This is a genomic window from Sphingobium cyanobacteriorum (assembly GCF_030580935.1).
Classification (GTDB): domain Bacteria; phylum Pseudomonadota; class Alphaproteobacteria; order Sphingomonadales; family Sphingomonadaceae; genus Sphingobium; species Sphingobium cyanobacteriorum.
The window spans coordinates 263,433-287,142 of sequence record NZ_JAUQOM010000001.1 but is presented as its reverse complement, the minus strand read 5'-3'; the positions used below and the strand labels follow the sequence as shown (position 1 = coordinate 287,142).

Genomic DNA, 23,710 nt, shown 5'->3' with positions numbered 1-23,710 from the left:
TGATCGCCTGTTACGTCCGCCGTCGCGCTGCTGTCCGAATTGCGGAACGGCGCTATCACCACCGCATTCCACACTTCTGCCAAAGTAGTGATGGAGCGGGATGACGTCAGACTGACCCACGCCGTCATTGCGAGCGCAGCGCGGCGATCCACTGGAGCGCACATGGATTGCTTCGCTGCGCTTGCAATGACGAATCGACGCTGTGTGATCGGATACTAGCGCCCCAGCAGCCCGCGCGCCTGGCCGGCGATTTCGGCGAGCATGGCGACATTGGGGGTCGCCGCCGCCTTGGCGCGGTGGACCAGCGAGCGGAATTGCTGGATGCGCGCGCCCTTGGCCTTGAGCCATTGTTCGACATGCACCGCGATATCCTTGCCCTTGCCCTGCGCCAGGAAGTCGAGCCGCACCTGCTGCATGTCGCGCGCCACGCCGGAAATGAGCAGCCGTTCCCATGGGTCGGACGGCTCCATCCGCGCGGCGGTGGACTGGACCCAGTCGATGCCGACCGTTTCGCCCAGATGGGTGAAGGCACGGGTCAGTGCGATTTCATCCACATCCATGCGCGCGGCGAGCGCGGCGATGCCGACCGCGCCGTCCAGCTTGAACAGGCCGGCGGTGCGCAGCGCCAGTGCTTCCGGCGCGCCAAGGCCCAGCAGGCGGTCGGTGACGGCATTGGTGCGGCGCAGCGCTTCGCTGGTGAGCAGGTCGTCCACCTGCGCGGCGAGCGTGCCGACGCCGCTGGCCAGCCGGTCATGCCCCTGCGCCGGCAGCGTACCTGCGGGCAGGGCGCGCAATATGTCCGCGATCTGCGCGCGCATCCCGCTGGCGATGTCGCTGAACAGTGCAAGGCGCGCGGCTTCGCTCATGTCGGCAGCGTCGATATCCTCCCATAAGGTGCGGATGTCGTAGAGCCGCTCGGCGATGAGGAAGGCGCTGGCGAGGTCCGCGAGCGAGCAGCCTTCTTCTTCCGCCAGTTCGAACGGATGGATCAGGCCCAGCCGGTTGACGATCCGGTTGGCGACCTTGGTGGCGATGATTTCCTTCCGCAGCGCATGGGCGGCGATCGCGTCGGCCTCCTTCTTCTGCATCGCAGACGGGAAGGCGGCCATCAGTTCGGTGGTCATGCTGGCGTCATGGCCCAGTTCGCCATGCTCGATCGCATCCTGCAACGCCAGCTTGGCGGTGGAAAGCAGGACGGCGAGTTCGGGACGGGTCAGGCCAAGCCCGTCCTGTCCGCGGCGCAGCAACTGGTCGTTGGCCGCAAGCCCTTCGACCTGCCGGTCGAGCCGGCCGCTTTCCTCGAACGTCTCGATCAGGCGGACATAGGAGGCAAGATCGGCGGCACCGCCGGCTTCGGCGATGGAGAGGCCCAGCGCCTGGAGCCGGTTATCCTCCAGCACGATGTCGCCGACCGCATCGGTCATGCTTTCGAGCAGCGCGTTGCGCTTGTCGAAGGGCAGGCGGCCTTCGGCCATTTCCTTGTTCAGCGCGATCTTGATGTTCACTTCGTTGTCCGAACAATCGACGCCCGCGCTATTGTCGATGAAGTCGGTGTTGATCCGCCCGCCGCGCAGCGAGAAGGCGATGCGGCCCGCCTGGGTCGTGCCCAGATTGGCGCCTTCGCCGATCACCTTGACGCGCAACTGTTCGGCATTGACGCGCAGCCGGTCGTTGGCCGGATCGCCCACATCGCCATGGCTTTGCGCCGCTGCCTTCACATAGGTGCCGATGCCGCCGAACCAGAGCAGGTCGGCCGGGGCCTTCAGGATCGCGGAGATGAGCGCGGCCGGTTCCATTTCGGTGTCGGTGACATCCAGGATCGCCTGCATTTCCGGGCTGAGCGGGATGCGCTTGAGACTGCGGGAGAAAACGCCGCCGCCCTTGGAAATGAGCTTCTTGTCATAATCCTCCCAGCTCGACCGGGGCAGGGCGAACAGGCGGTTGCGCTCTTCCCAGCTTTTGGCCGGGTCGGGCGCGGGGTCGAAGAAGATGTGGCGATGGTCGAAGGCGGCGACCAGCCTGATCGCCTTGCTGAGCAGCATGCCGTTGCCGAACACGTCGCCCGACATGTCGCCGCAGCCCACGACGCTGACCGGATCAGTCTGCACATCGACGCCCATTTCGGCGAAGTGACGCTGCACGCTGATCCACGCCCCGCGCGCGGTGATGCCCATCGCCTTATGGTCGTACCCGTTGGAGCCGCCGCTGGCGAAGGCGTCCCCCAGCCAGAAGCCGCGTTCCAGCGCGATCGCATTGGCAACGTCGCTGAAGGTCGCGGTGCCCTTGTCCGCCGCGACGACGAAATAGGGATCGTCGCCATCATGGATGACGACATCGGCCGGATGCTTGACCTTGTTCTTCACGATATTATCGGTGACGGACAAGAGCGAGCGGATGAAGATGCGATAGCTTTCGGTGCCTTCGGCCAGCCAGGCGTCGCGATCGACCTGGGGGCTGGGCAATTGCTTGGGATAGAAGCCGCCCTTCGCGCCGGTCGGCACGATGACGGCGTTCTTGACCCGCTGCGCCTTCATCAGGCCCAGAATCTCGGTGCGGAAATCGTCGCGCCGGTCGGACCAGCGCAACCCGCCGCGCGCGACCGGGCCGGCGCGCAGGTGAATGCCCTCCACGCGGGGGGAATAAACCCAGATTTCGCGCCAGGGCAGCGGGGCGGGCAGGCCGGGCACAGCCGCGCTGTCGAGCTTGAAGGCGAGCGCCTCCTGTGCGGCGGGGGCGTAGAAATTGGTGCGCAGCGTGGCGGTGATGACTGCGCGCAGCAGGCGTAGGACGCGATCCTCGTCGATCGCTGTCACCTGCTCCAGCCCGGCGTCGATCTGTGCCTGCGCCTGCGCGATACGGTCGGCCGCGCCGTCCTGTGCGGCCGGATCATGCAAGGCTTCGAACAGGGTGACGAGGTTGGCGGCGATACCCTGCGCCTTGCGCAGCGTTTCGGCAAAAGTCGCCATGCCATAGGCGACGCCCGCCTGGCGCAGATAGCGGTAGAGCGCGCGGAACAGCACCACCGATCGCGGTGCAAGCCCGGCGGTGACGATCAGTTCGTTGAAGCGGTCATTTTCCGCCCGGCCTTCCAGCACTTGGGCGATCGCTTCGGTCACGACCGCCGCCCGGTCGATCACGGCCTGCGCATCGCCGGCAGGCAGTTCCAGCACGAAGCGCTGGACATGGCCGAGCGCGCCGCCATCGATGGCGGTGGTCATTTCCTCGATCGCGCGGAACCCGAAATTCTCGAACACCGGCACGACTTCGGACAGGGCGACCGGGTTCTGGCTGTAGAGTTTCAGCCGCAGCCGTTCGGCGCTGTCCTCCGGGTTGCGATAGATGCGGATCGACTTGTCGCCGTCCCCGGACAGGCCGTGGATCAGGCGGATGTCGATCGCCGCTTCGGCCGGACCCGCGCCGTTGCGATAAACGAGCGGGAAGCCCGGTGCGAAACGCTGCGCCAGTGCGGCGGCGCGGCCCGCTTCCTCGGTCTGCGCCAGCGCTTCCTCGACGGCGGGCACCCAGCCGCGCACCATCTGCTGCAACTGCCGGTCGAGCGCGTCGCTGTCAGGCACGACGCCGCCTTCACGCAGGTCGAGCGTGATGCGCAGCAGCGCCAGGCCGCCTTCTTCCAGCGCGATCGACCAGCTTAGCACCGGGCCGTTGGCCGCCTGCGCCAGCATGTCCTGCACCGCGACGCGGCGGGCGGTCGACAGTTCATCGCGCGGCAGCCATACAAAGGCGTAGAGATGGCGGGCCAGCGCGCTGGTGGCCAGCGCCAGCTTGGGGCGCGGCCGGTCGGAAAGCGACATGAAGGTCAGCGCCAGCCGCTCCAGCGTGTCACGGTCAAAGCCGATGGTGATGTCATGCGGCAGCGCGGTCAGCGCATGGGCCAGCGTCTTGCCGGCATGGCCCGACGGGTCGAAGCCGAACTTGTCCATCAGGGTGGACAGCGCGGAGCGGAGCAGCGGCACCTTTTCCGGCGTCGCCGACAGGCCTGAACTGGTCCACATGCCGGCATGGATCGACAGCGCCTTGACCAGCTTGCCCTCCCGGATCGGGATGAGGATGAGGTCGAGCAGCACATGGCGATGGACGCGCGAAATGCGGCTGGACTTGATGATCAGCGGGGTGCGCTTGCCTTCCTCGAACCAGGTGAAGGCGGCCTCCAGCGAAGCGGGCGCGATCAGCGGCTTGTCGAGCCGGGTGCAGATGCCCAGCGGCGCGCTGCTGCTGCCGTCGCGCTGGACGATTTCATGCCCGGTCTGGGTGAAATGGCGGGCCAGGAACCAGCGCAGCAGGGCGGCGCCTTCCTCGTCCGGCACGGCGTCGGCATCGGCGGCCATGGCGGACTGCATCGCGTTCCAGTCGGCCACCGCCGCGCGCACGTCGGCCAGCGTTTCGGCGAGCGCCTTTTCCAGCGCGCGCCGGCCTTTCGCGTCGGCGCGGTCGGTTTCGACATAGATCATCGATTCCCGGCGCGCGCCGGGCGTGTCGTCGTCCAGGATCGCGGACAGGGCGCCGCCATCGCGCGCGACCGACAGCACCGGATGCAGCAGGCGGTGAATGGTGATGTCCGCCGCGGCCAGCGCATTGGCGATCGAATCCACCAGGAAGGGCATGTCGTCATTGACGATGGCAAGGCGCATGAAGCGGCCATTGGCGCCTTCACCCAGCGTTTCGATGCTGATCGCGGCCTGGCCCGGCTTGCGCCCATTGGCGGTGCGGCCAAGGAAGGCGGCGGCGGCGGTCAGCGCGGCCTCGTCCAGTCCCTCGCTCTCGCCCGGCAAGGCGCCCCGGCTGAGCGCCTGCGCCAGCGCCTGCCCGATGATCGTGTCGACTTCCTTGTTCTTCGCTTCCGCCAGCGCCGTCATTCGCTTCCACCTCTCACCGCGGTTTGTTCCGCTTCGATCGCAAAATGGAGGAGAGGCTGGATCATGGCCATGCTCTCCTCGGCATGGAGCGCCTATATGCGCGCGCCAGAAGAACGGCTCAACCCTGCGGGCGAAATAAAATTTCTGAATATTGTAATTAAATGATGTAGCGCAACACGGCCCGCGCGAACGGCGCGGGGCGTGTGGGATGCGTGCTTATCGGCCAGTCGCTGCCGCATGTCGAGCATGGATTGGCCGTCCGGCAAAGCATTTTGCGGCAAAGACAGGGGCGCGTGCGGCGGGTCATGCCGCCGTGCCGGGATTATCGGGCGGCGGCGACGATAACCCGCTGGCCCAGGTCCGATCCTTCGGGCAGGGCAGCGACGATCGACAGGGTGCCGTCCTGTTCGCGACGGGCGATGACGATGGCCAGGCCATCGGCATCCGTGGTCACGGCAACGGGATCGAGCGGCGTGGCCGTCTTTATCGCGGTACGGGCGATCTGGCCACGATCGGGCCGGGCCGGGCCGTCGGCGCGGCGGCGTGCGCGCTCGTCGCGCACCAGCGCCTTCAGCCCGCCCTTATAGGCGCTCAGATAGTCGGCCAGCGCCCCCACGCCCAGCCCCTGCGCCATCGCATGGTCCAGCGCGGTCGCATATTCGGTGATCCGCGTCTTGTCATAGGTGGAACCGAAAACCAGCTTGATAATCGCGGTCATCGGGCTGCGCGCCTGCGCCTTGATCCCGTAATCATGCAGCAGTTCGGCATAGTCGTCGGCACGGACCTTCGCCACGCGGGCGAAGTCGTAGGAGAGGCTGACGGCGCGATAGAGCGCGGCGTGGCTGCGCGCTTCGCTGATGCGGACGCGGGCGGCGCCGTCGCGCGCCAGCGCCAGCCAGTCGGCGAGCGCGGCGTCCTCCGCCGGCATTTCCATGCCAGTCAGGTCGAGCGTGTCGTCATCCTCATCCTCATCCCCGCAATGATTGGGGATCGCCTGCGCGGCAGGACCGTCGGCCCAGATCGGCGCGCTGACATGCGGCGTTGGCGCGGTGCGCAGCGCTTCGCCGACTTCCTGCTCCAGCGCTTCGGTGACGCTGCGGGCGGCGATTTCCTTCCAGTTGATGACGCCAAAAACGAAATCGATCGTCTCGTCATCGGAGGAAAAGGGCATCAATATGCCGCGATACATGATTTCCGCGCCACGCTGGTTGACGAATTCGGCCTCGAATCCGATCGGCGCGGCATTGGCGATGATCTGAAGATAATGGTCGGTCAGGCGCGACAGCAGCGATCGGGCCGGGACATCGTTGATATAGTCGATCGTCCCTTCAATCTGGCATTCCTGCCGTAGCGCCGAGCCGAGATAGACGATCGCGGGATTGTTCAGGCCGACGCTGAAGTCAAGCAGCACCGCATGGGGGCCGAAATCCTCCAACTGGTCGGGCGACAGATCCTCGATCGAGGGCAGCACCCGGTCGCCCAGCAACGACGCCCAATAATTATAGGCACGCACCTGCATCCGCCGTTCGTCGGAGACGAGCGATGGCGGATTTTCGACCTCCATGGCGTCGGCATAGTCGAAATCGTCCTGGTCGTTGGCGGCGTCATGCCCCCGCAGAGTGTCCATCCGGTCGTCCTATCTCATGCCAGAAAGCGGCTTCACAGGATTCGACAGTGGCACCGGATGGTAAATTTGGCGTAAAAATGCGCGACAAAGGCAGAGCGGCGGCGCGATAGCATGTCAGGCGCGAAAAAGCGTGGCCGGATCAAAAGCCGGCTTGTCCTTCACGCCAACCGCTGTTATCTGCCCGCCCCAACGCCGCTTTAGCTCAGTTGGTAGAGCATCGCATTCGTAATGCGGGGGTCACGTGTTCGAGTCACGTAAGCGGCACCAGCCCTTCACAAGGGAACTTCCAGAAATCAAAGGGAAAATGCCTTTCGGCTTAGAGCCGGGGATTGCCTTGTCTGTGCGCCTTTGGGGTTGAAACCGGGGTGTCCCGGTGGGGTGGGCGTGGGTCGGGTGTGGGATGCGATCATATCCAATTCCCCTCTTAGTTCATGCCGAAGCTTCAGCACTCGCTTCATGTGCGGTTCGAGTTTCCAACCATAACGCGCGAGCTTTTTCGAGAGCCGTCTCAACGAACCGTGAGGCATATCCGAAGGCTGACGTCGGCTCTGGCTCGAATAATCGGCCAGGAGCTGACAAGCGTGTTTTTGTCATAATGAGAAGAGGAACGTTGATCGGTGCACCTTCGTAAAACGCGTACTCATCCTCAGTGTCAAAATGGTCGGGAGGAATTTCAGCATGGGTTTGCTGAGTAGCCCCTGGAAGGGTCCAAGCGAGAGCATTGGTACCCCCTGTGGTGCGTATCAGTTCCCAATGCTTTCCGCTCAAGGAAACTTCTTTGACGACATCGATATGGACCAAGCCCCCAACATGTTGGGCAAATGTCTCTCGGATCACGTCAAGCCAAGGCGCGGGAACGCCAATTTTGTCTAGCTCCCTCATTTTCTTGTCTATGCTAAGGGTAACGGGGCGAGGCGCATTCGGGTCTGGCACGTCCGCTAATCCCCAAGGCCAAGAGATCGCCCTACTATCTTCGCGGGCAATGCCTACGTCTCGTGCTGCAACGGAAACGATATTGTCGAGAGCTTGAAAAAGGGCGCTTGCTGCTTCGCAAGCTACCGGCTTGAGGCGGACGAGAAGATCGCGATTGAACCTAAGTTTGTACGATACTTTCCCGTCCGGGAGGTTCCGAGAATGTATGGTCCAAATGCGGTCATCTTCGCTATACGCCATAGAGCGATAGTCGGCGATATGGCTCTGCGCACGATCATACCATGCCTGAGCATCGGCAAACGAATCTACCGTCATAGCGTAATTCAGTTACCAGTCCGGCTTCCGACCGTCCGGCGCTGGACGCATCGTTCGCGTATCCAATCCACGGCTCCAATTGCGATCAGCGGCCAATCCTCCACCTGGCGCGATGGAACGTCCGCCACCCGGTGCAATAGATTGCCCGCCACCCGGCGCAATCGAAAGGCCGCCACCCGGAGCAATGGACATGCCGCCACCGGGAGCAATCGATCGACCACCGCCGGGCGCAATGCTGTCACAACCACCCGGAGCAATCGAACCGGGAGTGCAGTCGCGCCAAGTCTGAGCGGTTGCAGAGGTTCCAATCATCGCAAGAGTAGCGACCGTTGCGGAAACTATGACTTTGAAACGCATATGCCCTCCCAATTCGATCTCTACGTTCTACGGGCGAACCATTTTACTATCGTTGTGAAGCATGATTAACCGATTCATCGATCGGGCGTGCAGCTATTTGCCCCAATGCGCACGGGTGGAGGGGCACCTTATAATGAATAGGCCGCAGCAAACGCCTATTGCGAAGTCGTCCTAACCCAGCCAAAAACGCTCTGCCTTCCGTGAAAGCCGGAAGGTGGGGCGTAGGAACCCCTGAACCGTAGGAACTCGGTCGCCAGATTTTGGAGGCCGGGTGGCATGCGCGCATGTCCAGCCGGTTCGCCGGTAAAGGCGCATGCGCCTGTGCCTACGGTCAGGTTCCTAACATCCGGCTTCGGCCGTCGCTCCGAGAGGTACATAGGGCGACGCGAGGTTGAAGCCGAAGGTCGCTCTCCAGGCGTGAGGGGGCGAGCAGTGATTCACATTCCGCAATAGCGATGCTGGCTGTTCAGCCGTGCCCAACCGGGTTGCGGTTCATCACCTCATGCAAATGGAATATCTCATGAACAAGATCATACCCTTACTATGCCTGGCGCTCCTTGCCGCCTGCACCAGACCTGCCGACGTGTCCCGGCCCTTGACGGCTGGCGGCGATAAGAACGCCAAGTTCACGGTCAAGGAAACCGCCAATGGTTTCACAGTCGATCTTCGCTATTCCCGTTACCAGTTCGTGCCGGAAGCCGACGCCCTGTTGGTGGCCTGCCGATCCATCGCCACGACGCGCGCCTATGAAGAGGCCAAGGGCCGGGGCCGCGAAATCCAGCCCATCAACGAGCAGACCCTGCGCGTGTCGGTCGGCCGCAACATCATCAACGCCAGAACAGCCTGCCGCGCCTTTGTCGAAGCGGTCTGGAAATGAACAGGAGAATGACAATGTACAAACCATCCATCTTCGCGACCCTTTTGCTGCTGTCCGCTTGCGGCGAAGCGCCAATATCTCAAACGACTGGCGGTGAAGCGACGGTCCAGCCGGAAGCCAAGCCCATTGCCTTGGGCGAAACCGGCAAAGCGGCTGGCGTCGAAATCACGATCGACACCATAAAGACCATGGGTCAGATCGGACCTGCTGGTATTGGTCCCAAGGCTGAACCGACCGAAACTTTTGTGGTCGTCAAATATCGGCTCAAGAACACGGCGGACAAAGCATTGGGGATCGCGGAAAGGCCAGCCCTGTCCTTGGCTGACGCAAGCGGGCAGAGCTATGCCGTTGATGACATGGTGGGAGCCATGGCAATGGATTCAACAGATGCGGCAAGCTTCTCCGTCGATCTTAATCCGGGCGTAGCGACCAAAGCCGTATCGGTCTGGAAAATCGCGAAAGCCGGTTTCGATAAGGCAACGTGGAAAGTGACGGCCAACACCGATCCCGCGATGACCTTCGCCCTCCAGTGACGGGGACGCAAGTTCCGATCCCCGGCCTGCTGCTGGCCTGCGCCGTCACCTTCGGAGTGGGCTACTGGACGGCACCGTGCGAGATGTTGGACGAGGAAGTCCATTATGACGGCATCTTCCGCACCGACACCAGCAAGGTTCTTTCCACCACGGTCGAAAGCCTGCGGCAGGAGAACAAACTGATGGTGTTCACCTACAAAGGCGGGGCGCGGGTCTGGGCTGAGCGGACGCGCTGGGTCATTCTGCAGGGTCGACAGGAACTCTACGTCCCGGCCGTGATCAGCTACCATGTCGATCTGTCCAGGCTGACGATGGCGAACGTCAGTTACGACGAACAGGCTAAGCTGGTGCGGGTAAAGCTGCCGCCGCTGGAGGTGGGAGAGATTGCCTTCCAACCGGAGAACGCCACCACGCTCAACGGCGGGCTGCTCACCTTCGATCAGGCGGAAATCGATGACCTCAACCGCATGAACTGTTCCCCGTCAGCACCAATGGCACAGATTTGAGGTTGTGATTTAAGGAGGATTTGGGCTTCGTCGTAGTGATGAAGGAACGAAGATGAAGCCCAAATCCTCCAATGCAAAATCGCCGACCAAGGCCCCTGCGGAGCGGGTGGTGAAGGACATCCGGCGTGCAACCCGCCGGCACTTCTCGGCCGAAGACAAGATCCGCATCGTGCTGGATGGCCTGCGCGGCGAGGACAGCATCGCCGAGCTGTGCCGCAAGGAAGGCATTGCCCAGAGCCTGTATTACACCTGGTCGAAGGAGTTCATGGAAGCCGGCAAGCGCCGCCTGGCCGGCGACACCGCCCGTGCCGCGACCACTGGCGAGGTGCAGGATCTGCGCCGCGAAGCCCGCGCCCTGAAGGAATGCGTTGCCGACCTGACCCTGGAGAACCGCCTGCTGAAAAAAAGCATGATCGCGGATGGGGGCGACGACGAATGAGGTATCCCGCCTCGGAGAAGCTCGAGATCATCCGGATCGTCGAGCAGTCGCACCTGCCCGCCAAACGCACGCTGGACCAGCTCGGCATCGCCCGTCGGACCTTCTACCGCTGGTATGACCGGTTCCTCGAAGGCGGCCCGGAGGCCTTGGAGGATCGGCCGTCGGCGCCGACCAGGGTGTGGAACCGCATCGGCGATGATATCCAGGACCAGATCGTCGAGATGGCCCTGGACTACAGCGAACTGTCACCGCGCGAGCTGGCGGTGCGGTTCACCGACGAGAAGCGCTACTTCGTGTCGGAAGCCACGGTTTACCGCCTGTTGAAGGCCCATGATCTGATCACCAGCCCGGCCTATGTCGTGATCAAGGCCGCCGATCAGTTCCACACCAAGACCACCCGACCGAACGAGATGTGGCAGACCGACTTCACCTACTTCAAGATCATCGGGTGGGGCTGGATGTATCTGTCGACCATGCTCGACGACTTCTCGCGCTACATCATCGCCTGGAAACTGTGCACCAACATGCGGGCCGAGGACGTCACCGACACGCTGGACATGGCGCTGGCTGCCTCGGGCTGCGACAGCGCCACCGTGCTGCACAAACCCAGGCTGCTCAGCGATAACGGTCCCAGCTACATCGCTGGCGAACTGGCTGAATACATCGAAGCTCAGCAGATGAGTCATGTGCGCGGTGCACCGTGCCATCCCCAAACCCAGGGCAAGATCGAGCGCTGGCACCAGACTCTGAAGAACCGCATCCTGCTGGAGAACTACTTCCTGCCCGGCGACCTCGAGGCCCAGATCGAAGCCTTCGTCGAGCACTACAACAATCAACGTTACCACGAGAGCCTGAACAACGTGACGCCCGCCGACGCCTACTTCGGCAGGGCACCAGCCATCATCAAACAGCGTGAAAGGATCAAACGACAGACCATCGAATATCGGCGCTTGCAACACCGCAAGCTCGCCGCTTAACATCCATCCCCTGACGAGGCCCGCACTCCGCTAATTTACGCCGCGAGTTGTGCCAAATGTTCTGACGACGGACAGCTGACGGCCTTGACGATCTCACGCACATCGTCGTGCTGTGTCCGGGCGACACAGAAGCCATGTTGAAGGCCGAAGTCCTGTTCTCGCCACTGGAGCGGGAGGGAAGGCGCTGGGGTGATCCCGGCTTCCAGACATGGTGGGACTGGCTGCACGACCATGGCGGCTGGTTTGAACTCATCTATTGCGTGGGGAATAGCGGCTTCGCCTTTGTACTGTTTCTTGAGGACGCGGACGGCGACGGGCTGGCCGACCTTCTGACAATGTGCCGCGCGGCAGGTCGGGGCAAGGTCAGCTTTTAGGTCTGCGCGCCGGGCGCGGCGGCGCGAGACTGCAAAACTAGGATCTGCGCGGCGCGGGACACCAGAAAATCTCGTCGCCCCTTGGAACCAATCATCGATCACCTATGTTATGCCGATCCGTGACAGTTTCGATCGGGGCTGTCACTTCTATCTGGGTCTAACGACTTCTTCCAACCGCTTCGCGGAATCTCGGTCCTTAATCAGTAATTTGCTGACGGAAGAAGTGCGTGTGTGATCCAGTGATCCGTCCCCTGACGGCTAAATCTCCATCGCTATGTGGTGCGCGTCCTTTGGGATGTGCGCCTATCTTTGCAGTCGGCATATCTATCAAAGGATATGTTATGATTCTCAATTACGATAAAGTCATGTTCCATGCCAACAACATGACGAGGGACGACGACGGGGAGTTGAATTACCCGCATGTCGAGAATTTCATCAATGCCGATGTCTACACCATTGCGGCCTACATATATGTTTTGATCGGAGTTCTATCTCTGACTGAATATGGTGTCCGCCAACATATGACTGAAATTGGCTTCGGGAACACTGCGATCGTATCGCTCCTGATTAACGCCAACTGCCGAGGAGCATGTGATTTTCCTCTGTGGCGGCGAGATGATTATGGTGAACTCTTCCAGCAATGATGCGCCTTGGGGTCGGCGGGCATCAGTCCGCCAACCCTTCCACCTGAACTTATTTACCGATGTGGACGGCCTCTCGAAGGCCAAGGTGAGGCGTTATGCTATGGATAATATTCGTTTTTGGATGGGGCTGGGATTTTCGGCCATCCCACTGAAGCTGGTGGGCGAAGCGCCAGCGGTTGACGCGGCGGAATGGCTCGTCGCCTATTCGCCAGAGGCGGCGGAGGTTCATTTTTCCCGCAATAGTTTCCAGCGTCACGGTATCGTCGTGCCGGATGGCGTAGTTGGTTTTCGCGCTCGCAGCGCGGAACATCAAGACGCGTTGCGGACCTTCCTTCAATCTCTGGAAGCTATGCCGATGCTGTGGCCGGAAAATGGTCCGTCCTTCTATCGCTGCCGCAGCGGCGATGGATGGAATAGCCTTGTGCCGGACGGTGTCGAGGCGGTCATGGCTGGTGACATCATCCTTGCTCCGGCCATCAAGCCTGACAGAGTCCAGGCCAGTAGCATCGATGACCTTGAACTGCTGATGTTGCCTGCGCCTGCTGTGGAACCTCAACCGCTGGAGGGCATGGAGTTGGTAAAGACGCCGCTCGCGGGCATGAGCGTTCGGGGACAGGCCGCGCTGTTCGAGGAGCGTGCCATCAACATCAGGCCGCTGCTTGGCAATGTCGCCATGATGGGACAGGGGACCGTCTGGTACGCCCCTCCCAACTCGGGCAAGACGCTGTTCATGCTGGCCCTTCTGATGCAGGCTATCGAGGGCGGCACCGTGCTGGCGGGCAACTGCTATTTCATCAATGCCGACGACAATGAAGCCGGTATCGCCCAAAAGCTTCGGCTGCTGGATGATGCTGGCGCGCATACGCTGGTGCCGGGCGAAGGCGGATTTGAACCATCGCTATTCACAGACCAGTTGGAAGCCATGGCGGAGAGCGATAGCTGTCGAGGGGTTGTGGTGATGCTCGACACGATCAAAAAATGTGCCGACCTCATGGACAAGAAAGAGACGTCGCGCTTTGCAAGCTCCGTGCGCCGTTTCACACAGAAGGGCGGCACCTTCATCGGTCTGGCGCATACGCGCAAGAATCCGAGCGCCACAGGCAAGTTGGTGTACGGCGGTACGACCGACCTGACCGAAGACTGCGATGCGGTCTTCATGCTCAACAGCCCCTATGATTCTGCGTCCACGGGCGAGAAGATCGTAAAATTCGAGAGCCTTAAGAAACGCGGCGGTGGCGTGGAGGAGGCCTATGCCTTTGCCGCCGATGCGGAAAGCTATGATGATCTTCTGACATCGGTGCGGCTGGTCGATCCGGCCGATCTGGAAGGGCTTGGTGTTCGCGTCGAGCATGTGAACGACCAGGGCATATTCGATGCGGTCATTGCCTGCCTGCAGGATGGCCCTCAAATGAAAATGCCACTGGTGTCTGCGGTGGCGGCCCGCGCCAATGTCTCGAAGCGGGCGGCGCTGCGGATCATCGAGCAGTTTGGCGATAGCGGCGATGGTCAGGGCCACTGGTCCTATACCGTCCAGGCGCGCGGGGCGAAGGTCTACAGCCTTCCTCCAGCCGACTGACGGGCGCGGACCGGCAGCGTTTAGTTTCTCAGATCCTCACAGTCTCGTTCGGCGCGTGCGGCCGTGAAACTGAACTCTGCCGGTCCGGCTGGTCCCGTGGCTCTCCCCGCCCGGCGCTCGCCCACCGCTGCCTGCAGGACGCCAATTCTCCGAACGCAGCAGGCGCGCCACAGCCGTCCGGCTCGACCACCCCTCAACTGGCCCGGCCGCGCCCCAGCGGCCTCAATCCATCGAAAGGAATCCCAATGCCCAAAGTGAAACTCGACGGAACCTTCTGCCTGACCGCCCAATGCGAGCCGGGGAAGAAAAAGACCGATTATTATGACACGTCCATTACCGGCTTTGTTCTGGAGGTCCGGTCCAGCGGCGGCCGCAGCTATTATTTGCGCTATCAGGATGCGCACGGCGCGCAGAAGCAGCATCGCATCGCCGCTTATGGCGACATCACCTTCGACAAGGCCCGCAAGGAAGCGCAGCGGCTCCGTTCGCAGGTGACTTTGGGCGGCGACCCGGCTGCATCGAAGGAACAGAAGAAGGCCATACCGTTGTATTCAACTTTGGCCGAACAGCATCTGGCCCATGCCAAGACATACCAGCGATCCTACGACACCACCGCCATGTATGTGAACCGCCACATCGTGCCGAAATGGGGAAAGGTCCGGCTGACCGACATTACGCAGCAGGGTGTAGCCCAGTGGCTTGCGGAGAAGGCAGGGGAGGGGCTGGCACCCGCAACGGTCGAAAAGATCAGGGTCATCCTGGGGCGATCGTTCGAACTGGCTAAACAGTGGGGCATGGCGGGGAGCGACAAAAACCCGACAAGGGGTGTGCCACGCAAGCCCATCGCAAACGCTCGCAATCGGTTCCTCAGCGCGGCGGAAGTGAAGTGACTGATGACCGCCTGCGAGGCGTCCGCGAACAAACAGCTTCGGCATATCATCCCGCTGCTGTTGTTGACGGGCGCGCGCGTATCGGAACTGCTGCACGCCCAATGGGAGCATGTCGATATCGTCCGGCGGGTATGGCTGATCCCTATGTCGAAAACCGGCAAGGCGCGGCATGTGCCTTTATCTCAACCGGCGATCGACGTTCTCAAGGCCGTCCCCCGGTTCGACCACTGCCCCTATGTTTTGCCGAACCCGGAAACCAAGCTGCCATATGTCACGGTGAAGCATAGCTGGCAGACGGCGCGGAAAGAAGCGGTGCTGCCGGACCTGAGAATCCATGACCTCAGACACAGCGCCGCTTCATTCATGATTAACGCGGGCATCGACCTGTTCGCCGTGGGGCGGGTGCTGGGTCACGCGGATCACAAAAGCACGATGCGGTATAGCCATCTGGCTAATGATACCCTGCTGGTCGCTGTCGAGGCTGGGGCGAAGAAGATGAGGGGCAGTCCGTCCCTTTGCTGACGCTCCGATCCCCGCTCATGCGCTGGCCTCGCGGCTGATGCACGGGTGGGGAGCAGGGCAGCATGCAATTTTTCAAATAATTAACAGGTAATTTGTCTTGCAATGTAGGATTTTTCTCGTCACTGTCTCACCGTTAAGGGGATAAACGATAGTCAATACAAATTATTACACCCAATCATTTGTGTGGGCTTGATGCCATTCGTCCTCGGGATTTATTCAGTTCAGGGGAATGAGATGCTTAAATCTGCCATCCGCGTTGCTGTTGTTTGCGCTCTGGCCCTAACGCCGGGGCTGGCTCAGGCTTCCAACTCCAGCGTTGGCTGTATCACAAACATCACCATGGAAGCGGCAGGTGTTGCCAACTTCACGCAGGATGGCACTCGAACGACACGCCCTGCTTGCGCCACAGACGCAAGGTGGACACTCGATGGAACAACGGCGAGTGGGCAGGCAAGGCTTGCTGCTTTGCTGACAGCTTACGCCACAGGGAAGCGGATTGTCATCATCGGCACCGGAGCCTGTGTAGCGCCTTTCTCGACCATCGAGACGATCAACTATTTCACCATTCAGGACTGACCGGCATGCGCAGACTTCTCTTCCGCATGGGTGCGGGCTGTGCCCTGATGCACTCCTTGCCGGTCTATGCCGCCAGCACCACGACCTACAGCTATGACGCGCTGGGGCGACTGGTGCAGTCCAGCACAACTGGTGCCGTCAACAATGGCGTGCAGATGAGTACGACCTATGACGCTGCCGACAATCGTGTGACCTACAAGGTGGTGGGGTCAAAGGACAAAGTCGTGATCGTGCCGATAAACGGAATGACGGTTATCCCGATCCAAAGGGATTAATTTATATCTCCCCTCTTACTCGTTTAATTGGCAGGATCTACAGTTTTTCCTCTCTCGGGAAAGTCATTCTAGGAAGATGATGGCTCAGATCAACCGGTTAAACCAATCGCTCCGAACGCACTCTGTTGACTTGATTTATTTGGAGATTGTCGATGTCGAAGCGCTGCGCAAAAATTTTGTTTCTCTGCGCGTCCGCACTTGCGGCAGGAGCGATTGGCGATGTAGCGAAGGCTGACGTGCCAGCCTTGAAAGTGGGCACCGCGCCACTCGTTTCCCCATCTGCTGCACTGACTTACTACGGCTCTCCAAGCAGCCCGACACCGCCAGTAATCCGCGACACCACGATCCAGGAGCGTGCTCGTGCGCTAAACTACGACATCGATCAGATTTACATTTCGCTTCGGGATAACGTCGATGTGATTCCGATCTTCGCCCTTCAAAAGGGCGCGAAAGGCGTGATCCTCGACAATAGCGGCACTGCATTCGACATTGCGCACGCAATGGTAGAAATGCTGCGCGAAGCGGACGCGGTATCCGCCAAAGGCTATAATCCGACCTATAGGATGGGCGTGATCACGCTGACTGGAGCACAATTTGCGAGTTGGTTCGGTATTTCCAACGCGGATGCGGCTCGTGCTATCCTGGCCGATGGCGGTATACCAGCTTCAGTTGTGAGCTCCGGCGCAACCATTACATCCGTGCAGATGCTTCATGTATGGGTCGATGCAGTTATTGGCGGCACACATTATTTGTTCGATCCCGCTTTCAAATCATACACCTCGACAAGCCCGATCGACGTCGCTTCCGCGATGAGTTTTAGCGGACCGGATTTGCGAGCCGCTGGAGATGCTGGCGCGACATCTACTGCAACATCCATTCTTGCGTTCAATCAATCGTCTTTCCGCACGAAGCTTACACAGTTCCGAACGACGCTTGAGCAATACCTTCGAACCAATCATCCTGGGCAGCGCATCGAAGCGGTTGTTGGTGAAAGGCTCATCACCCCGTCCGGCCTGCCGCCGAGAAGCACATCGCTTGCTTATGTGACCTCTACGGATCGCACGTGGACTGGCGACATCCCAAATTCTCTAAGAACGGCTATTACGGTTTCTTTGAACGGATCAGCTTATGGCACCTATTACGCGGATCAGATTTATGGTCGTTTCCTAGCTTTTGGCTTTACAAACGGGGCGTCTGGCACTGCACGGGGGGCAGTGGTTGACAGAATCTATGGCATTGCGGAGCATTGTGATTTTTTTGTGTCGGGTACACCTGCCCAGCAGGTCACTGCGACCATTGAAATAAATCATGCTTATGCAGCGATCAGCGGTTCCTATATGGATCGGACATTATCAAAGAAGATTGTGCCTAATCGATGTAATGGCTCAGCATTCTACCTCACAAATGACTGGAGCGACACTGGGAGCGAAATTTCCAGGCAGTTGAGTAAGGCTGCGGTCGCGCTGTTGGAACGGCCCTATGGCGTGCCGGGCAGCCCGATCCAGAACTCTTCGTCCTATGCCAAGATTACCTCGCAGTACGCTCGCTATGTCAAGCTTGCTCAGTCCCTTCTCGGCGTCAAATATCAGATCCACGATTTAATCGGTCTTCACCACATCGATCGCATCGGCTTGATTACAAGATCGGTGGCTTCTGGAGGAGCGGTGTTCGAGCAAGGGAGTGAGCAACAAATGCTCACTACGGATTTCGAAGGTGCAATCAGCGTTAACCCGCTCGATTTAGTCGATGGATCCCGACGTGGCGCGGCCTCGCATGTGGCGATCGCGGGTCTGGATTTTGCAGAGAATGGAGCCCTCCGAGAAGAAAATGATACAGTTAGAGATATGACTCCATTGACGCTGTTTACAGGGCAGAACACCCTGTCTTCATCTCCAGGAAACTATTATTATTATCTCGCAAATCCGGCGAATTGGTCATCTATTCGCTCATCGTTGAGCGCATATCCGGCCGCTGCGTTATCCGTCCTTGATGGTTATATAGCCGAAGGTTATCATCTCACGCTTCCGCAGCGCGGCGATCTGCGTCAACAGCCGTTTTTTGTCAACCTTGGCTCCGGCGCAACGCGCTCTACGCGGCTTGTAGAAGTCTATGGTGGAAGCACAGAACTGACCCGAGCAGTCTTTCACGCGTTTAAGCCCGGAGCCGCCGGGATTGATGGCGGCGCCTATCTAATCTTCGATCCAAAAAGAGGGCGCCCGTTAAAAGGAGGCGTGGGTGTGAGCCTCATTGATAGCGCAGGAACGCTGCTGAAAACACCTGACAGGCCGGAGAAAGAGAGTCGACAGCCGCTGTTTTCGCAAGTCTCGGTCAACGGGCAGAACGGGACACTTGCCTATGCGTCGCAGGCTGATCTTTCGGACGGCACGGGCGAGTTTCCTTATCGCTTGGAGTTTCGGCGACGCTACACGTCGGGAGATACTAATGATGTTGGGCTGGGCGTGGGCTGGCAGCACAATTGGATGCAGACAATATCAAGCGGGAACGATGGCGCCGCGATCATAGGCGACAAGGGTGCGCAAGGGGCCGCTGCCGCTATTGTAGCGATTTGGGCCTCGAACGATCTTATGTTGAGTGCGCCGACGCCGTCTCGCCTAATAGCACTAGCGAATGCAGAGAAATGGCTGGCAGATCAAACGATAGATAACGTCGTGACCGTGAACAGGGCATTTGATGGCGACGAAAATTTCTTTCGGCAAGGAGATGGCACCTTCATCTCGGCTGAACCTTCTGGGAGCACGCTAATGCAATCCGGGCAGCCCGCAGACAGTATCGTCAACCGCCTGACATATCGGGATGTAAGCTATAGCTACTCGTCCTCCGATGGTTCGATAAGAAATTACGATTTTGTTGGCATGTCGTCAGTGGACCCAGCAGAAGCTGCCAGTGTGTCGTCTGATGCCCGAAAGACTTTGTATCTTTCGAATTGGGTCATGCCGGATGGATTTCGCATAGACACAAGATACTTGTATCGTTTTGATAATAACCTTGTTTATTTTCAAGAAGCAGAAAATAGCTTGGGCAGATTCATATCGACACACGGCGTTGATCTTGGAGATTGGGGCGACCATCCCACCTGCCCCAATGGACCTAATTCGTTGATTGTCTGGGTCGGGCCAAGGCCGGGCGAGACTAAGTATCAGAATTCGGCGGGAGACGAGGTGCGGTTTTTGAAAACAGCATCAAATCAGTGGATTGCCGTTCCTAACAGCGAAGGCGATCCCCCAATTCGATGCGACGACAAAGGGCGTGTTGCTACTATCTTTACGACGCACCCTTCGACGACGACTTCGACAGTCGACGTCCTTGGAAGCAATTGGGCGTATGGATCAGCAACCGCGACAAATCCCTATATGAATTTTCCAACCATAGGGACGGTTTATCAGCCATCATCATCTACCAATGCTGCGATTGAGTTTTTCTATGGTTTGAGAGGAAATATCCGCTCGGTCAAAGATGCGCGTGGCAACAGCTTTCTGTATCGCAGCTCACCAAACCGTGCTGAGATTGACGATCCTTTGGGCAATGGCTCTGTCGAGTATTTCGATGGCTTTGGCCGGACGATCGCAGCTATTGATTCACTCGGCAATCGAACCTCCCGGATTTACAATTTCCGGAATCAGGTAACGCGGATCACGCAACCTGAGCTGAATTTCACGACCTACACGTATGATGTGCGCGGGAACCGGCTGAGCGAAACGATCACTCCCAAGCCAGGATCTGCGCTCACGCCGACCAGTACGGTGACGAGCTACGTCGAGGGTGCGACACTCCAGACTTGCGTTAACCTCAAGCGCTGCAATCGTCCGCTGACTTCCACCGACGCTCGTGCCCGCGTTACTGACTATGATTGGGATGCCGCATCCGGGAATCTGTTGAGCGTCACGCTCCCGGCGGACGCTGTCGGCGCGCGGCCTAAGACGACATATGTCTATTCCAGCTTCCCTGGAGATAGCTCAGGCGGAGGAACATTCACGCTGCCGACGCAACGGCAAGAACGTATATCCTCATCGGTATCGACCACCACCACCTTCAGCTATGGAGACGCCGCTAACCATTTCGGCTTGACCGGATCGACCGTGGATAGTGGCGGTCTAGCCTTACGTACGTGTGTAACGCTGGATGCTATCGGAAACCCTATCTCATTGACCACGCCCAACGCTGGCTTGGGGAGCTGTCCATGATCTTGAGCATGAAACCCTCGACCGGATGCGGTTCCACGCGCAAGTGGCTGATGCTCATGGCGGGGCTGATCCTCACTATCATGAGCTACACCCATACAGCCCAAGCCCAGTCGCCATGGACGAGCTATTCCCGGTGGGATGCGCTACGCCGACTGACGGGGCGGATACAACCTGATGCAGATGGTGTTTCGCCACTCCAATATGACGCCGAACGCTATACGTATGACGTTGATGGCAACCTAACGAAGATCGAGCGAGGCTACCTATCCGCTTGGAAAAATGAAGCCGTCGCCCCGAAGGACTGGGGGACGGATTTCCACGCTTTTGAAGCAATGACGATTGCCTACGACGCGGCAGGCAACAAGCTCGACGAAAGGCTGACCACAATTGAGGGCGGGGCCGCCGTCCAGTCCGCGACGCAATATAGCTACGATGCTGCTGGCCGTCTTGTCTGCACGGCAGTCCGCATGAACCTCGCGTCGCTTCCGGCTCCTGGCAGCGACGCCTGCGTCGGAAGCAGCCATCCCACCTTTGGCGCCGATCGCATTACCCGCAATGTCTATGACTCAGCGGGCCAGATCGTCCAAATCCGGCGCGGGGCAGGCACACCGTTGGAACAAGCTTATGTCACTTATGCGTTCACGCCAAATGGGAAGAAGGCGGATGTAATCGACGCGAACGGAAACAGAGCCACCCTGATTTGGGATGGTTTCGATCGACAATCGGAATGGCGTTTCCCTTGCGCTATCGCGACAGGCGCAGCACCCTGCAATGTTCCCGCCGCACTTCCCACAGCCTATAACCCTACAACTCAGGCCACCGCTATCGCGACCGCAGGACGGGCAAACACCGGCGACCGAGAACTTTATGAATATGACGCTAACGGTAATCGTACGGGACTCACTAAGCGATCAGGGCATGTAATTGCCTACGCATTCGATGCGCACAACCGGATGTCGTCGAAAGCGGTACCCGCCGTGGGTACCGGTGCGGCATACACGGTGAACTATACTTATGATTTGCTCGGCCGCCAACTGACGGCAAAATTCCAAGCAGGCGGATACGGGATCACCAATCTGTTCGACGCAGCGGGCCGCCTGCTGAGCAGCAGCAACAATGTCAGCGGAACGGCGCGGACTCTTGCCCATCAATATGACGCGAATGGCAACCGCACCCAATTGACCTGGCCTGACGGCAATGCATTCACCTTCGACTATGACGGTCTGGATCGCATGTCCCTCATCAAGCGATCCGGCTCCACCGTTGCGACTATCACCTACGATATTCAAGGCCGACGAGCGAGCCTGATGAGCGGGGGCACGACGACTTATGGCTATGATCCTGTGTCGCGTCTGGCGTCGCTCACGCACAATCTTGCTGGAACCGATCGTGATGTGACCTACTGCATGGGTCAGATGAACCCCACTTGTGCTGCAAGCTACAATGCAGCCGGGCAGGTGATGGCTCGCACGATCAGTAATGATGCCTATGCGGTGAGGGGGCAGTTCAATACGGACCGCAGCTACACCAGCAACGGCCTCAACCAATATACCAAGGCCGGTTCGACTAGCCCAACCTATGATCTGAACGGCAACCTGACCTTCGCCGATGGCACAACCTACGCCTATGATGTCGAAAATCGCCTCATCAGCGCGACGGGCGCGACCAGCGCGACGCTGACATACGACCCGATGGGACGGCTGAGCAGCACGACAGCGGCAGGGGCAACCACATGGTTCCTCTATGATGGCGACGAACTGATCGCGGAATATGACAGCGCGGGAACCATGCTCGACCGCTATGTCCATGGACCCAACACCGATGAGCCGCTGCTGTGGTATGAGGGGGCGGGGCTAACCGCCCGGCGCGTGCTGCGCGCCGATCAGCAGGGCAGCATCGTGGCCATCAGCGATCTGGGCAGCAACAGCCTGTTCGTCAACAGCTATGACGAGTGGGGCAATCCGGCTGCCGGGAATGTGGGGCGGTTCGCCTATACCGGGCAGATCATCCTTCCAGAACTCAAGCTCTACCATTATAAGGCACGAGTCTATTCACCACGGCTAGGGAGATTCCTGCAAACTGATCCGGTCGGCTATGATGACCAGTTCAACCTCTATGCCTATGTCGCAAACGATCCACTGAATGGAAGTGATCCCAGCGGCGAATGTGGGGTTTTCCTAGGAGCTTGCATCGGTGCCGGTGTCGAAGTGGTCGTGCAGCTATCAACAGGCGAGTTGCAACACTCGGTTTCATCTGCTTTCCGAGGGGATTTCGGGCCTTTGGCCACCTCGACAGCCAAGATCGGCATCTCAGCGGTGACGGGGCAGTTGGGCGGCCCTGCAACGAAAGGTCTTATGGCTGTGGCTGGCAAGGCAGCCACCACCGTGTCGGCGAGTAAAGCCATTGTTGCGACAGCCAGAATTGCCGCCGTACCTACTGCGCAAGCGGGTCTTGGAGCCGCGTCAAAGAGTGCTACTAATGTTGTGCAAGGGAAGCCCATTACGGAAAACGTGGGTACTGCCGCCGTTGTAAGTGCGGGCGTAGGTTCCGTTGGGCACGCTGTAAACGCGAAGATTGGAGACGCAGCTGGTGCCGCTTTCGCTAAGCCTGTCGTGAGCGCTGTCTCAAGCTTATCGAAAAAGGAAGGCGGATGCATAGCCGCAGACGGAAAGGCTTGTCATTGATGAAAATCAACAAAACACGTGCGAGACGCGCGGTAATTCGAGGCCTTTTGCTGATGGCATTGCCATTAGCAGGAGATATCATTTTCAGTCTTTATGCTGGTGAAATGAGGATCGCATATCCGTGGCTTTATCCATTGGCATTCATTTTTGGAGTCGTTTTCGCCTAGGCTTATGTCGCAAACGATCCGGTGAACCGAAGCGACCCGACAGGCAAGTTGGGTATAGTTGATGATGCTGTTGCCTGGGGCCAAATGGTTGCTCATGATCTTGGTCAACTGGCAGAAGGGCTGGCGCAGGGCGAGTTCGGTTGGGCATTGGGAGGGCTTCCACCAACATTGGGTGTGGGGCCTGCAAGCGGCTTAGGGACAGCATCTCTGAGGCTAGGCGCTACGGAGGCTCGTGCCGAAGTGCAGGCGACTGCCGGAGCATCGGCAAGAGCCAATCAGGTTCATTCGGTGCTAGACCCTGTAGCGCAAAGCAGGCGCACAACGGCAGTGCTTGAAACCAATACTGGCAGGGTTGTAGCGGG

At 59.5% G+C, this 23,710-nt stretch carries 17 protein-coding genes and 1 tRNA gene; 15 read left to right on the top strand and 3 right to left on the bottom strand.

Annotated features, from left to right (window positions below; translation table 11 throughout):
* Positions 1–215 precede the first annotated feature (215 nt).
* Entirely contained in the window at positions 216–4,874 is a 4,659-nt protein-coding gene (locus Q4610_RS01365; protein ID WP_304534222.1) for an NAD-glutamate dehydrogenase, read from the bottom strand.
* 322 nt (positions 4,875–5,196) lie between these two features.
* On the bottom strand, positions 5,197–6,501 hold the full coding sequence (locus Q4610_RS01360; RefSeq protein WP_304534221.1) for a PAS domain-containing protein: 1,305 nt from the start codon (positions 6,499–6,501) through the stop codon (positions 5,197–5,199).
* Between the two features lie 191 nt (positions 6,502–6,692).
* Here Q4610_RS01360 and Q4610_RS01355 point away from each other — a divergent pair.
* A tRNA-Thr gene (locus Q4610_RS01355) sits at positions 6,693–6,768 on the top strand.
* A 162-nt stretch (positions 6,769–6,930) separates the two neighbouring features.
* Here Q4610_RS01355 and Q4610_RS01350 read toward each other — a convergent pair.
* A complete protein-coding gene (locus Q4610_RS01350) occupies positions 6,931–7,749 on the bottom strand; it encodes a hypothetical protein (RefSeq protein WP_304534220.1) in 819 nt (272 codons plus the stop codon).
* An 877-nt stretch (positions 7,750–8,626) separates the two neighbouring features.
* Here Q4610_RS01350 and Q4610_RS01345 point away from each other — a divergent pair.
* From Q4610_RS01345 to Q4610_RS01280, 14 genes are all read left to right on the top strand, one after another.
* Positions 8,627–8,983: a hypothetical protein gene (locus Q4610_RS01345; protein ID WP_304534219.1), complete on the top strand. Its 357-nt coding sequence runs from the start codon at positions 8,627–8,629 to the stop codon at positions 8,981–8,983.
* A 14-nt stretch (positions 8,984–8,997) separates the two neighbouring features.
* The gene (locus Q4610_RS01340; RefSeq protein WP_304534218.1) at positions 8,998–9,516 is read left to right on the top strand and encodes a DUF4352 domain-containing protein; all 519 of its coding nucleotides are present in this window, start codon (positions 8,998–9,000) and stop codon (positions 9,514–9,516) included.
* Positions 9,513–10,022, top strand: a complete 510-nt coding sequence (locus Q4610_RS01335) for a DUF4230 domain-containing protein (protein WP_304534217.1) — start codon at positions 9,513–9,515, stop codon at positions 10,020–10,022. Before Q4610_RS01340 ends, Q4610_RS01335 begins: the two co-directional genes overlap by 4 nt.
* Positions 10,023–10,074: 52 nt before the next feature.
* Positions 10,075–11,438, top strand: a protein-coding gene (locus Q4610_RS01330) for an IS3 family transposase (RefSeq protein ID WP_304534216.1) whose coding sequence is annotated in 2 segments (ribosomal slippage) — positions 10,075–10,422 and positions 10,425–11,438 — 1,362 coding nt in all. Because the reading frame shifts where the segments join, the coding sequence is not laid out codon by codon here.
* A 134-nt stretch (positions 11,439–11,572) separates the two neighbouring features.
* Complete coding sequence (locus Q4610_RS01325) at positions 11,573–11,812, top strand: hypothetical protein (RefSeq protein ID WP_304534215.1); 240 nt, start codon at positions 11,573–11,575, stop codon at positions 11,810–11,812.
* A 341-nt stretch (positions 11,813–12,153) separates the two neighbouring features.
* The gene (locus Q4610_RS01320; RefSeq protein WP_304534214.1) at positions 12,154–12,456 is read left to right on the top strand and encodes a hypothetical protein; all 303 of its coding nucleotides are present in this window, start codon (positions 12,154–12,156) and stop codon (positions 12,454–12,456) included.
* Positions 12,428–14,032 (top strand): AAA family ATPase, encoded by a 1,605-nt coding sequence (locus Q4610_RS01315; protein WP_304534213.1) that lies wholly within the window; start codon positions 12,428–12,430, stop codon positions 14,030–14,032. Before Q4610_RS01320 ends, Q4610_RS01315 begins: the two co-directional genes overlap by 29 nt.
* A 245-nt stretch (positions 14,033–14,277) precedes the next feature.
* Positions 14,278–14,922 carry an Arm DNA-binding domain-containing protein gene (locus Q4610_RS01310; protein ID WP_304534212.1) on the top strand — a complete coding sequence of 215 codons (645 nt, stop codon included), beginning with the start codon at positions 14,278–14,280 and terminating at the stop codon, positions 14,920–14,922.
* A gap of 3 nt (positions 14,923–14,925) precedes the next feature.
* Positions 14,926–15,444 (top strand): site-specific integrase, encoded by a 519-nt coding sequence (locus Q4610_RS01305; RefSeq protein WP_304534211.1) that lies wholly within the window; start codon positions 14,926–14,928, stop codon positions 15,442–15,444.
* Positions 15,445–15,678: 234 nt separating this feature from the next.
* The gene (locus Q4610_RS01300; protein WP_304534210.1) at positions 15,679–16,020 is read left to right on the top strand and encodes a hypothetical protein; all 342 of its coding nucleotides are present in this window, start codon (positions 15,679–15,681) and stop codon (positions 16,018–16,020) included.
* Between the two features lie 5 nt (positions 16,021–16,025).
* Entirely contained in the window at positions 16,026–16,295 is a 270-nt protein-coding gene (locus Q4610_RS01295) for a hypothetical protein (protein WP_304534209.1), read from the top strand.
* 152 nt (positions 16,296–16,447) lie between these two features.
* The gene (locus Q4610_RS01290; RefSeq protein ID WP_304534208.1) at positions 16,448–20,497 is read left to right on the top strand and encodes a DUF6531 domain-containing protein; all 4,050 of its coding nucleotides are present in this window, start codon (positions 16,448–16,450) and stop codon (positions 20,495–20,497) included.
* Positions 20,498–20,505: 8 nt separating this feature from the next.
* Positions 20,506–23,181 carry an RHS repeat domain-containing protein gene (locus tag Q4610_RS01285; protein WP_304534207.1) on the top strand — a complete coding sequence of 892 codons (2,676 nt, stop codon included), beginning with the start codon at positions 20,506–20,508 and terminating at the stop codon, positions 23,179–23,181.
* The gene (locus Q4610_RS01280; protein WP_304534206.1) at positions 23,181–23,348 is read left to right on the top strand and encodes a hypothetical protein; all 168 of its coding nucleotides are present in this window, start codon (positions 23,181–23,183) and stop codon (positions 23,346–23,348) included. Before Q4610_RS01285 ends, Q4610_RS01280 begins: the two co-directional genes overlap by 1 nt.
* The last annotated feature ends 362 nt before the right edge of the window (positions 23,349–23,710 follow it).